10 protein-coding genes are annotated in these 12585 nt (G+C 63.9%); 6 read left to right on the top strand and 4 right to left on the bottom strand.

Annotation, left to right across the window (positions count from 1 at the left end; all coding sequences use genetic code 11):
* Nucleotides 1-18: 18 nt before the first annotated feature.
* Nucleotides 19-891 (bottom strand): cellulose biosynthesis protein BcsN, encoded by an 873-nt coding sequence (gene bcsN / locus DDF70_RS01665; RefSeq protein WP_162820181.1) that lies wholly within the window; start codon nt 889-891, stop codon nt 19-21.
* Nucleotides 892-1380: 489 nt separating this feature from the next.
* Between bcsN and DDF70_RS01660 the strand changes: the two genes are divergently transcribed.
* Nucleotides 1381-2568, top strand: a complete 1188-nt coding sequence (locus DDF70_RS01660; RefSeq protein ID WP_114943112.1) for a multidrug effflux MFS transporter — start codon at nt 1381-1383, stop codon at nt 2566-2568.
* Here the strand turns inward: DDF70_RS01660 and DDF70_RS01655 are convergent.
* A complete protein-coding gene (locus tag DDF70_RS01655) occupies nt 2559-3461 on the bottom strand; it encodes a LysR family transcriptional regulator (protein ID WP_170316011.1) in 903 nt (300 codons plus the stop codon). The genes DDF70_RS01660 and DDF70_RS01655 overlap by 10 nt on opposite strands.
* Nucleotides 3462-3595: 134 nt before the next feature.
* Here DDF70_RS01655 and DDF70_RS01650 point away from each other — a divergent pair, with 134 nt between their 5' ends.
* The 3 genes from DDF70_RS01650 to DDF70_RS01640 are packed head-to-tail and all read left to right on the top strand — an operon-like array spanning nt 3596 to nt 6793.
* Nucleotides 3596-4792 (top strand): acyl-CoA dehydrogenase, encoded by a 1197-nt coding sequence (locus DDF70_RS01650; protein WP_114943111.1) that lies wholly within the window; start codon nt 3596-3598, stop codon nt 4790-4792.
* Between the two features lie 17 nt (nt 4793-4809).
* On the top strand, nt 4810-5616 hold the full coding sequence (gene dapB / locus DDF70_RS01645; protein WP_114943110.1) for a 4-hydroxy-tetrahydrodipicolinate reductase: 807 nt from the start codon (nt 4810-4812) through the stop codon (nt 5614-5616).
* 4 nt (nt 5617-5620) lie between these two features.
* Nucleotides 5621-6793: a CaiB/BaiF CoA transferase family protein gene (locus DDF70_RS01640; protein ID WP_114943109.1), complete on the top strand. Its 1173-nt coding sequence runs from the start codon at nt 5621-5623 to the stop codon at nt 6791-6793.
* 15 nt (nt 6794-6808) lie between these two features.
* Here DDF70_RS01640 and DDF70_RS01635 read toward each other — a convergent pair whose 3' ends face one another.
* Entirely contained in the window at nt 6809-7381 is a 573-nt protein-coding gene (locus tag DDF70_RS01635) for a TetR/AcrR family transcriptional regulator (protein ID WP_114943108.1), read from the bottom strand.
* A gap of 164 nt (nt 7382-7545) precedes the next feature.
* On the opposite strand from DDF70_RS01635, the gene DDF70_RS01630 reads away from it, so the two are divergent.
* A complete protein-coding gene (locus DDF70_RS01630) occupies nt 7546-8679 on the top strand; it encodes an efflux RND transporter periplasmic adaptor subunit (protein ID WP_114943107.1) in 1134 nt (377 codons plus the stop codon).
* Nucleotides 8680-8688: 9 nt separating this feature from the next.
* Nucleotides 8689-11772 carry an efflux RND transporter permease subunit gene (locus DDF70_RS01625; RefSeq protein WP_114943106.1) on the top strand — a complete coding sequence of 1028 codons (3084 nt, stop codon included), beginning with the start codon at nt 8689-8691 and terminating at the stop codon, nt 11770-11772.
* Nucleotides 11773-11973: 201 nt separating this feature from the next.
* Here DDF70_RS01625 and DDF70_RS01620 read toward each other — a convergent pair whose 3' ends face one another.
* On the bottom strand, nt 11974-12426 hold the full coding sequence (locus tag DDF70_RS01620) for a Fur family transcriptional regulator (protein ID WP_114943105.1): 453 nt from the start codon (nt 12424-12426) through the stop codon (nt 11974-11976).
* Nucleotides 12427-12585 lie beyond the last annotated feature (159 nt).

Below are 12585 nucleotides of genomic sequence, written 5' to 3'. Positions count from 1 at the left end.
ACGTTGAGACTCGTGCGGTTATTGGCTGGGCGGCGGCGGCACGACCGGGTAGCCGCTCGGCGGAGCGGTTTCAAGCGGCACGGCTGGGACGATCATATCCTTGTCGATGGTGCGGCGTGGAGCCTGCACGGGACTCGTGACCTGCCGGTCTCGCTCGGTGACGTTGCGCCGGCGGACGATCGTTGCGCTTCCTCTGCTGTCGCCGAGGCCGCGCGGATAAATCGGGGCGTCCTTCTCCCCGAGCTGTTTGGGCGGGGAGGGCGGATCCCCGTATGGATTCCAAGACTCCTGACGGTAATAGGCAGCTATCGTATAGCCGTAGAAGACACGCAGCAGTTGATCTACATTGGCATCCGCATCGCAGAGGCGCAGACGGACGGAAACCGCTCCGCCTGGAACGAAGACGGCGGGTTCGCCCGGCTCGATCTGCTGCCAAGCGTACAGGCACAGATCGCCCGCGGAGGAGCGCCCTGTGGCAAAGCCGAAAGGCCCGAACCGGTTCTGTACATAGACCAGAGACGTCTCCATCTCGACGCCCGGCATCCGTTCCTCCATCTCTCGCTGGAGGCGGTCCGGAGTCATGGAGGGCAAGGACAGGGCGTTCGGGAGTTCCGTGTTGCCTGCGGTGTTGTTGAGCAGGCTCACGTAAAAGGCGTTCTGTCCTGAGGTCAGGGAGGCCGTCGAGAGAGCGATCTCCTGCGAAAGGCCATCCTGGTATTGTTGTTGCAGAACGGCGACCACGGATGGGCCTCCGGGCGAAGGAACGACGATCGCCCGCGTCGCCGGAACTTCGGACATGAGGCTCGCATAGCCCAGGTCCGAGCGCCCCGCACAGGCGGACAAGGCCATCAGGACGGCTCCGGCAGCAAGGCTGTGCAGCGCCTTACGCACGCCGGCCGGTCTCGCGTGGATCGAACCAGTGCGCAATGCGCAATGCGGAATGCTGAGACACGTCTGATTCGGAGGCATCGAGGCGGTCATGAAGAATTGTGAAATCTCTGGGACTGGCCAGGCGGCTGAACTGGCTGCCGTGAAGGAGGGACGGGTCTTCGCGGATCGGCCCACCCGGCAGGATGGTTAATCAGCTATGACCATTCATGGTTAACGAACCGTAAGGATTATAGCCAGAGCGGACTATAATCCAATGACAGGCGGCCGCCGTCTTGAACCTCGGCACCGGAAGGCCTAAAAACATCGCGTATCCTACGATGCTCCTCGTTTCGGCTGGCGCATCGTGCGGAAAACCGGGTCCACTTTTCCGCACGATGCGCTAAGTGAGCCGGGGCCATTCTCAGTCCACATTGCTTGACCTGTTCCTCCGATGAACAGGCCGTTTTCTCAATCCCGGCGCGCCGGCCGGGGCTACGAAAGCCGTTTTCCATGAAGTCCGCCTTTTTGCGCAACGCGCTCGTTCTCGGCATGCTCTCGGCTGTCGGGCCCTTCGCCATCGACATGTACCTGCCGTCGTTCCCAGCCATCGCCCGCGAGTTCCAGGTGGATGTCAGCGCCGTGCAGATGAGCCTGATGAGCTTCTTCCTGGCGGTGGCGGTCTGCCAGATCGTCTATGGGCCGCTGTCGGACCGGTTCGGCCGCAAGCCGCCGCTCTATTTCGGCCTCGGCCTTTTCATTCTAGCAGGCATCGGCTGCAGCTTCGCGCCCAATGTGGAAACCCTCATCGCCTTCCGCTTCCTGCAGGGTGTCGGATCCTGCGCGGCCATGGTCATCCCTCGGGCCATCATCCGGGATCTGCATACCGGCCATGAGGCGGCCCGGCTGATGGCCACGACCATGCTGGTTTTCAGCGTCTCTCCCATCCTGGCGCCGCTCGCCGGCAGCACCCTGACGGCCTTCTTCAGCTGGCGCGCGATCTTCTGGGCCATTGCCGTGATCGGTCTTGCCGGCCTTGCCGTCGTTCTCTTCCTCCTGCCGGAGACCCACAAGCCCAATGCGGAGCGCAAAGGCATCGGACATGCCTTTTCGACATACAGAAGTCTTCTGAAGGATCGTCGCTTCCTGGGTCTCGCCTTCATCGGCGGCTTCAGCCAGGCGAGCTTCTTTGCCTATCTCGCCGGCTCATCGGTCATCTTCATCGAGCATTTCGGCCTCACGCCGTCCGCCTACAGCATGGTCTTCGCGTCCAATGCCATCGCGTTCATCGGCAGCGCGCAGTTCAACAGTTTCTTCATGCGCCGCTTCGATGCCGAGCGGGTCGTGAGAACCGCGATCTCCTGCTTTGCCGTGCTGGTGACTCTGCTGTTCGTGCTGACCGTCCTCGGCGTCGACAACGTCTATGTTCTCTGGGGGCTGCTCTTCGTCTCCTTCGGCTGCCTGGGCTATGTCATACCCTCGACGGCCGTGCTGGCACTCGAGGAGCATGGCCCGGTGGCCGGGACCGCTTCGGCGCTCATGGGCACCCTGCAGCTCAGCACGGGGGCGGTGGTGATCGTGCTCGTCAGTGCCTTCTACAACGGCACCCCGATCTCGATGGTCAGCGCCATCGTGGTCTGTGGGATCGTCGCGTTTACCTTGAGCCGTCGCATCATGAAGCCGAAGCGCGTCTATCCCTGACGAATCTCGCTCAGGATCCAGTCACGGAACGAGCGCAGGAGCGGCGTCTCCGCCTTGTGCTCCGGATAGACGAGGTAATAGGCGCCGCCGCTGACGAGGCTGTGCGGGAACAGGATCTCGAGACGACCGGAAGCCAGCTCGTCGGCGATAAGGAAGTGCGGGATGAGGGCGGCGCCAAGCCCGGCGGCGGCCGCCTGGGCCACCATGGCGAATTGCTCGAAGCGCGGGCCGCGCAGCGGATTGCCGACGCTCACGCCGACGCTGGCGAACCACTCCGCCCAGGCCGTCGGGCGGGTGCTCTGCTGGAGCAGGGTGGCACGGGTGAGATCCTGCGGGGCGCGCAGGTTCTCCCGCTCCCGATAGGCAGGGCTGCAGACCGGCACGACCTCTTCGTTCCGCAGCAATTCGCAGACTGCGCCCGGCCAATGCGGCTCACCGAAATGGATGGCCGCATCGAAGGGATCGGCTGCGAAATCGAAGGGCACGAGGCGTACGCCGAAATTCACCGTCGCCCCGGGGTGCCGGGCGAAGAAGTCCGGAATGCGCGGAATGAGCCAGCGGGTGCCGAAAGTCGGCAGGGTGGCGAGGTTCAGGACCCCGCTCGTGCCCGAGAGCGCAATGGCCTGATGGGTCGCGTCCGAGAGCTCGGACAGGGTGGTGCGGACCTGGGACGCATACATGCGCCCCACATCGGTGAGCACGACCCGTTGCCGGGAGCGGCTGAACAGGGAGACGCCGAGGGATTCCTCCAGCTGCTGGATCTGGCGCGAGACGGCGCTCTGCGTCAGGTTCAGCTCCTCGGCGGCTCTCGATACGCTGCCATGACGGGCGGTGGCCTCGAAGGCCAGAAGGTTGCCCACATTGGGCAGGAAGCCGCGACGAAACACATTCATTCCATTTGAGAATAACCTGCTGCGAAGATGTCGATTTACATTTTCCCTGTCCAGCGCGATTTTGCCGCTCAAATTCAATGGCTTTGGTCGGCCCGAACGGCTGGCCGCGCACTCTTTCGGGAAGGATGACCGTCATGGCCGGTGCTCAGGAATATGCGAAGTTCAAATGGGATGATCCGTTCCTCCTCGATGAGCTCCTCACCGACGACGAGCGCATGATCCGCGACACGGCCCGCGCCTATGCCCAGGACAAGCTCCTGCCGCGCGTGATCGAGGCCTATCGCGAGGAGAAGACCGACCGTGGCATCTTCAACGAGATGGGCGAGCTGGGCCTCCTCGGCGTGACCCTGCCGGAGGATTACGGCTGTGCAGGCGCCTCCTACGTGGCCTACGGCCTCGTGGCCCGCGAGGTGGAGCGGGTCGATTCCGGCTACCGCTCCATGATGAGCGTGCAGTCCTCCCTGGTCATGTACCCGATCTATGCCTACGGCTCCGAAGAGCAGCGCCGGAAGTACCTGCCCAAGCTCGCCTCGGGCGAGTTCGTCGGTTGTTTCGGCCTCACCGAGCCGGATGCGGGCTCCGATCCGGCCGGCATGAAGACCCGTGCCGTGAAGACCGATGGCGGCTATCGCCTGATCGGCTCCAAGATGTGGATCTCCAATTCCCCCATCGCGGACGTGTTCGTGGTCTGGGCGAAGTCCGAGGCGCACGACAATCAGATCCGGGGCTTCGTGCTGGAGAAGGGCATGAAGGGCCTTTCCGCGCCGAAGATCGGCGGCAAGCTTTCGCTCCGCGCCTCGATCACCGGCGAGATCGTCATGGACAATGTCGAGGTGGGCGAGGATGCGCTGCTCCCCAACGTGTCCGGCTTGAAGGGTCCGTTCGGCTGCCTCAACCGGGCACGCTACGGCATTTCCTGGGGCTCCCTGGGGGCCGCGGAGGATTGCTGGCACCGGGCGCGCCAATATACGCTCGACCGCAAGCAGTTCGACCGGCCGCTTGCCGCGACTCAGCTCGTGCAGAAGAAGCTCGCCGACATGATGACCGAGATCACCCTCGGTCTTCACGCCTCCCTGCGGGTCGGCCGCCTCTTCGACGAGGGCCGGGTGGCGCCTGAGATGATTTCGCTGGTCAAGCGCAACAATTGCGGCAAGGCCCTGGATATCGCCCGCCAGGCCCGCGACATGCACGGCGGAAATGGTATCCAAGAGGAATATCATGTCATGCGCCATGCGCAGAACCTGGAAACCGTGAACACCTATGAAGGCACACATGACGTGCACGCCCTTATTCTGGGCCGGGCGCAGACGGGCCTGCAGGCGTTCTTTTGAGAGAAGGCTGGTAGCTCATGTCACTTCGGATCACGTTGGCGGGATCGACCGGTTGGGTCGGCAAGGCCCTCGTGGCGGCGATCGCCGCCGCTGACGATCTCGCGCTCGTGGCGGCGGTCAGCCGCAGCGCCGCCGGCCAGGATGCGGGCGAGGCCGCCGGGCTGTCACGCCTCGGTGTTCCGGTCAGCGCCACCCTCGAGGAGGCGCTCACCGTGCCGTCCGACGTGGTGATCGACTACACCAAGCCCGGAGCCGTGAAGGCGCATGCCCTGACGGCGCTGACACAGGGGCGGCATATGGTCATCGGCACGTCCGGTCTCTCGGCCGAGGACTATGCGGAACTCGACCGGTATGCGCTCGCGGCCGAGCGTGGGGTGCTTGCGGCCGGCAACTTCTCGATCACGGCGACGCTCCTTCGCCGCTTCGCTCTGGAAGCGGCCCGCTACGTGCCGGACGTGGAGGTCATCGATTACGCGTCCGCCAAGAAGCCCGACACGCCCTCCGGCACGGCCCGGGAACTGGCGGAGCTTCTCAGCGAGGTGCGCCAGCCCGCAACGTCGAAGGCGGTCGGTGAACTGGCCGGCGTGCAGGAAACACGCGGCGGCGCGTTGGGCGCGAAGGAGCCGGTGCAGGTCCACTCCCTGCGCATGCCGTCCTTCGTCCTGTCCTGCGAGGCCGTGTTCGGGGCGGACAACGAACGGCTGGTGATCCGCCACGATGCAGGCTCCTCGGCCGCTCCCTATGTGGCCGGCACGCTTCTGGCCGCCCGTCGCGTTTCGTCCTTCATCGGATTGAAGCGCGGCCTCGATGCCGTGATGGATTGATCTCATGAAGCCGCTCGAAGGCCTCAAGGTCCTGGAGCTCGCGCGCATTCTCGCGGGCCCCTGGGTCGGTCAGCTTCTCGCCGATCTCGGTGCCGATGTGGTGAAGGTGGAGCGGCCCGGCGCCGGGGACGACACCCGCGGCTGGGGGCCGCCCTTCGTGGAGGGCGCCGAGGGCGACCACCTCTCGGCCGCCTATTTCCATTCCTGCAATCGCGGCAAGCGCTCCATCGCGGTTGATTTCGAATCCCCCGACGGGCAGGAACTCGTGCGCAAGCTCGCTTCCCAGGCGGATGTGGTGATCGAGAACTTCAAGGTCGGCGGCCTGAAGAAATACGGGCTCGACTACGAGAGCCTCAAAGCCGTCAATCCGCGCCTCGTCTATTGCTCGATCACGGGCTTCGGACAGGACGGGCCTTATGCCTCCCGGGCCGGCTACGACTTCATGATCCAGGGCCTCGGCGGCATCATGGACCTGACGGGAGACCCTGAAGGCGAGCCGCAGAAGATCGGTGTCGCCTATGTGGACATCTTCACCGGGGTTTATTCCGTGGTCGGCATCCTGGCGGCGCTGCGCAAGCGCGACGTCACGGGGCAGGGAGCGCATCTCGACATGGCGCTCCTCGACGTGCAGACGAGCGTGCTGGCCAACCAGGCCATGAACTACCTGGCGTCCGGCAAATCGCCCCGGCGCATGGGCAATGCCCATCCCAACATCGTGCCCTATCAGGTGTTTCCGGTAGCCGACGGCCATGTGATCGTGGCGGTCGGCAATGACGGCCAGTTCGGCCGCTTCGCGTCGGTGCTGGGCCAGCCCGAACTGGCGCAGGACGAGCGCTTCAGGACCAATGCGGGCCGCGTCGGCCACCGCGCCGAGCTCGTTCCCGTGCTGACCGAGCTGACGCTCAAATTTACCCGCGAGGATCTCCTGTCGGCCCTGGAACGGCAGGGCGTCCCGGCTGGGCCCATCAACACGGTGGCGGATGTCTTCGCCGACCCGCAGGTGATTGCCCGGGGCATGAGGATCGACCTGCCCTCGCAGGCCGCAAGGGGAGGGGCCATCCCGTCCGTCCGCTCGCCTATCGTGATGGATGGGCAGGCGATGGCGGCCAACCGCCCCTCGCCGCGTCTCGGCGAGCATACCGACGAGGTCCTGAGCGATCCATCCTGGATGGCTTGAGACAGGAGGGCGGTTCTACTCGGCGATGCCCTTGACCACGACCCGGTCGATGGCCTGCACGATCCGTTCGCGATCCTCGTCCGAGAACGGGCTGAGATTGTGCATCTCGAGATTGCTGAGGCCCTCGGTCGCAAGCCAGCCCAGCAGGGCGGCGTCCAGATCGTCCGAGTTCGCCTTCAGCTGATCCAACGTGTTGCTGATGACCTGGCGCACCGGGTCGAGGAGGCCGGGATTCTCGGCCGTGGCCGCCATCATGCCGGTGGCGAATTCCTGCATCTTGCCGCCGCAGCAGATGTTGAGCAGGGTCTTCGTGACCACGCGGGCTTCCAGGTTCGGCCCAGGCTCGGCCGTTCTCCTCAAGGCGTCCTTCTCCGAGGTGACCTGGTCGATCATGCGCTGGATCATGCCCTGCAACAGGGCTTCCTTCGTGGGGAAATTATACAGAAGCCCGCCCTTGCTGAGCCCGGCCTTCTCGGCAACGGCATCCAGGGTGAGCCGGCCGGCGCCGATTTCGGCGACGAGTTCCGCCGCCGCGTCGAGGATCTTCTCGCGGGAACTCTTGCGGCCTCTGGTACAGGGAAACAGCATCTACATCTCTTGTCTTGTGCGCGGACGCACTTGCAACTAAACCGTCCAGCCGGTATATAAATTCCCTCTCACGGCATGGGCGTCAAGGTAAAGTACGCTGTTGCCGCACCCACCATAGTCGTACAGGGCTCTAAGGACTGAGCCCTAACTCTCGGAAAAAGCCTATGAAACGGCGCATTGTAGTTGCTCTCGTCTTTATTCTTGCAATCGGACTTTGCGCCGGCCTGATCTGGTTCAACTTCTTCCGCGACAAGATGATCACCCAGTTCTTCGCCACCATGCAGCAGCCGCCGCAGGTGATCTCGGCCGCCAAGGTCGAGTCCAAGACCTGGACGCCGAGCATCAGCGCCATCGGAACGGCCAAGGCCGCCAACGGCGTCGAGCTGGCTTTCGAGACGGCGGGCATCGTCAGCGAGATCAAGTTCAAGGCGAACCAGAACGTTCGCCAGGGCGAGGTCCTCGTCCAGCTCGACGACTCGGTCGAACGTGCGGACATCCAGGATGTTCAGGCGAACGTCAAGACCGCCGAGAGCAGCTTCGAGCGCGCCAAGACGCTCTCGACCCGCGGCTACGGTACGGAAGCCAATCTCGATCAGGCCAGCGCCCTGCTCGCAGCGGCGCGCTCCCGCCTCGCACGCCTGCAGGCGACCATCGAGCAGAAAGCCCTGAAGGCGCCGTTCTCGGGCGTGATCGGCATTCCGCGGGTCGATGTCGGACAGTATCTGCAGCCGGGAACGGTGATTGCGAGCTTCCAGGACCTGTCGTCCATGAAGGTCGATTTCACGGTGCCGGAGCAGCGTGCCAGCGAGGTCAGGCTCGGTCAGGAGATCCATCTCGGCACCACCGAGGGTAACTTGCCGTTCAAGGGCCACGTCATCGGCAAGGATCCGCGCGTCGACCCCAAGACCCGGCTCGTCTCGGTCCAGGCCCTGGTCGAGGACAACAAGGACGGGACCATCCTTCCCGGTCAGTTCCTCCATGTGGAGGTGGTCCTGCCGGCGCAGCCCAATGTCATGACCGTGCCTCAGACGGCGGTGATCGCCAGCCTCTACGGCGATTACGTCTACACGATCGACGAGGAGCAGAAGGACGGCAAGCCGGTCCTGATCGCCAAGCAGGTCTTCGTGAAGACCGGCCGCCGCCGCGGCGGCGCTCTCGAGATCGTCTCCGGCGTCAATCCGGGCCAGCAGGTGGTCGCCTCCGGGCAGAACAAGCTGCAGTCCGGTGCGGCGGTCAAGATCGACAACACCATTGATGTGACGAAGCTCGACGCGTCGAAGCTCGCGAGCGGGCAATAGGCATAAGCCATGAGTTTCACCGAACTTTTCATCCGCCGCCCCGTCCTGTCGATGGTGGTGAGCCTCCTGATCCTGCTGCTCGGCGCGCAGGGCCTGATGAGCCTTCAGGTGCGTCAGTATCCTGAGGTCGAGGAAACCACGATCACGATCACGACGACCTATACGGGCGCCAGTGCCGACCTGATCCAGGGCTTCATCAGCACGCCCATCGCCAAGTCCGTGTCCAGCGCGGAAGGCGTGGATTACGTGACGACGCAGAGCCGCCTCGGCATCAGCACGGTGTCGGTGCGCATGCGCCTGAACACGGATCCGAACGCGGCCCTCACCGAAGTCACCGCGAAGGTGCAGCAGGTGCGCGCGCAGCTTCCCTCGGAGGCCGAGGATCCGGTGATCATGAAGGGCACGGGCCAGAGCTTCGCCCTCATGTATCTCACCTTCGGCAGCACGGAGATGAATCCGGAGCAGGTCTCCGAATTCCTCACCCGCGTGGTGCAGCCGCGCTTCGCGACGCTCGACGGCGTCGGCAATGCCGAAATCCTCGGCGGGCGCGACTTCTCCATGCGCGTCTGGCTCGATCCCGTGCGCCTGGCGGCTCGCGGCGTCACGGCGGGCGACGTCGTTCAGGCGATCAACGCCAACAACTTCCTCGCGGCGCCCGGCAAGACGCAGAGCGAGTACGTGGCCTATAGGCTCGACATGCAGACCACGCTGCAGACGCCTGAGACCTTCGGCATGCTGCCGATCCGCTCGGCGGGCGATCAGGTCGTGCGCCTGCGCGACGTGGCGGATGTGGAGCTTGGACCCAAGAGCACGGACACCATCGTCAGCTTCAACGGCAGCCAGGGCACCTTCATCGGCATCACGCCGACGCCCTCGGCCAATCCGCTGACCGTGGCGGCCGAAGTCACGAAGGCCATCGACGAGATCCGCCCGACTCTGCCGAAAGGCATGAGCGTCGAGATCGTCTACGACGCGTCGAACTTCATCTCGGCCTCCATCGAGGAGGTGTTCAAGACCATCGGTGAGGCGGCCCTCATCGTCGTGGTGGTGATCCTGCTCTTCCTGGGCTCCTTCCGCTCGGTGCTGATCCCCATCGTGACGATTCCGCTCTCGCTCGTCGGCGTGTGTTTCTTCCTCTATGCGCTGGGCTATTCGATCAACCTCCTGACCCTGCTGGCGATGGTGCTCGCCATCGGTCTCGTGGTCGACGACGCCATCGTGGTGCTGGAGAACATCCATCGCCACATCGAGGAGGGGCTCAAGCCCGTCGAGGCCGCCATCGTGGGCATGAAGGAGATCTTCCTTCCCATCGTGTCCATGACGATCACGCTGGCCGCCGTGTATGCGCCGATCGGGTTCACGCAAGGGTTGACCGGCTCGCTCTTCCGCGAGTTCGCTTTCACGCTCGCAGGCGCGGTGATCATCTCGGGCATCATCGCGGTGACGCTCTCGCCCATGATGTCCTCGAAGCTGCTGAAGGCGCATGGTGGGCAGGGACGGTTCGCCGCCTTCGTGGACCGCACCTTCACCAAGCTCGAGAACTGGTATGGGCGGCGCCTGAAAGGCTCGCTGGATTACCGCGGCGTGACGCTGGTCATCGTCGCCGTCCTGCTCGGCACCACGGCGTTCCTTTTCACCAAGACGTCCTCCGAGCTCGCGCCGGAAGAGGATCAGGGCGCCTATCTCGGCATCGTCAACGTGCCGAAATACGCCACGGCCGAATACACCCAGGCCTTCTCCAAGCAGTTCACGAATGCGGGCGAGAAGATCCCAGAGATCGAGGACAGCTTCCTCATCGTCGGCATCGACGGTGGCGGCGGCGGCTTCTTCGGCTTCAAGCTGAAGGAGTGGAGCGAGCGCGCGAAGAAGGGCGCCGTGACCAAGCAGGAGATCCAGAATCTTCTGAACGAGAACGCGGGCGTGCAGGCCTTCGCCTTTGCGCCTCCGTCACTCCCTGGTGGCGGCGACGGCCTCCCGGTCCAGTACGTGCTGCGGACCATCGGCGACTCGTCCCAGGCCTACGAGGTGGCCGAGCAGATTCGCCAGCGCGCGATGAAGTCCGGCAAGTTCATCGTGGTTCAGAACTCCATCTCCTACGAGACGCCGCGCGCCCGCATCACGGTCGACCGCGACCGGGCCGCCGCCCTGGGCGTGCCGGTCTCGGAGATCGGCAACACGCTCGGCGCCCTGGTGGGCGGCGCGCCGATCTCGAAGTTCGACCGCGACAGCCGCAGCTACGACGTGGTCAGCCAGGTCCGGCAGCAGGACCGCCTGAATCCGGAACGCCTGGCCGAGTACTATGTCCGCGCCTCCGACGGGTCCATGGTTCCGCTCTCGGCGCTCGTGAGCATCAAGACGGACGCGGCCCCGGCCGTCATCGAGCAGTTCAACCAGCTCAACTCGGCGACCGTCTCGGCGCTGCCGCTGCCCGGCGTGACCACGTCGGAAGGCCTGGCGACGCTGCGTGCGATCGGCAAGGAAGTCATGCCTCAGGGCTTCTACGAGGATTATGCCGGCCAGTCGCGCCTGGAGATCCAGGAGGGAAGCTCGATCTTCCTCGCCTTCGGTCTCGCGGTCATCGTGATCTATCTGGTGCTGGCGGCGCAGTTCGAGAGCTTCCGCGATCCGTTCATCATCATGATGTCGGTGCCGCTCTCCATGTTCGGCGCCATGATCTTCCTGAATCTCGGGCTCGCGACGCTGAACATCTACACGCAGGTCGGGCTGATCACCCTCGTGGGTCTGATCACCAAGCACGGCATCCTGATGGTGGAGTTCGCCAACGACCTGAAGGCTAAGCACGGCGTCAACAAGCGTGAGGCCATCGAGGAGGCTGCTCGCGTGCGTCTTCGTCCGATCCTCATGACCACGGCCGCCATGGTGCTCGGCGTCGCGCCGCTGCTCTATGCCAACGGCGCGGGTGCGGCGGCCCGCTTCTCCATGGGTCTCGTGATCGCCTCGGGCATGTCGATCGGCACGATCTTCACGCTCTTCGTGGTGCCGATGTTCTACACCTTCATCTCGAAGGAGACGGTGCGGGCCGGCCGGGCCGAGGACACGCATCCCCATCGCCAGGCCCTCGCGGCCGAGTGAGGCATCCGCTCATCGAAACAAGGAAAAGGCCGGGCAATGCCCGGCCTTTTAAGTTTCTAGAGCCGTTTCCACTTGCGTGGAATCGTCTCTCTTCTTTGCTGGGTCGCATTTTTTGACGGCGAACCGGATCCACTTCGCCGAAAAATGCTCTAGAGCCCGAGAGGCAGGATCCCGATATCGATCCTGCCCCATTCTTAGAAATCAGTGGGCGATCTCGCCCTCGACTTCCATGAAGGGGGAGACGGACTTGAAGCCTGCCTGCTCGGCGGCCTTCTTCACGGCCTCTGCAACCTCCGTCGAGTGAACTTCGATGGTCTCGCCCGTCTTGGAATCGACGAACATGATCTTCATCGCGTTCACGTCCGGCTGGCCGTGGGAGATCACATAGGAGTTCTGGGTCGCCAGACGATGGACGAGACCGGCATCGCGCAGGAAGTCGAGTGCGCGATAGATCGTGACCGGGGCCAGGCGCTTCTTCTCGCTGCTGAGACGGTCGACGAGATCGTAAGCTCCGACGGGGCCGCCGCTCTGGACCAGCTCGCGATAGACGCGCTCGCGAATCGGCGTGAGCCTGAGGTTGTTCTGGCGGCACAGATCGTCTGCACGACGGAGGAGGTTGTCCTCTTCTTCTTTCCTGAGGGCCTTGGTGCTCATGAGCCACACTCCTGTTATTACGGAACCTACATATTCATATAGGGAAAATGTGTGGCTGACAATGTGCTATCGTTACTGAAGACGCTTGCACCTGTGCATATTCCGCAAAGGAAATTGGCGTTTCCACAAAAACACGGCTTATTACAGGGAATATTAAAT

The organism is Microvirga calopogonii (genome assembly GCF_003347665.1).
GTDB lineage: Bacteria > Pseudomonadota > Alphaproteobacteria > Rhizobiales > Beijerinckiaceae > Microvirga > Microvirga calopogonii.
Note: the sequence above shows the minus strand (reverse complement) of the source record. Positions and strands in the feature narration are given on the sequence as shown.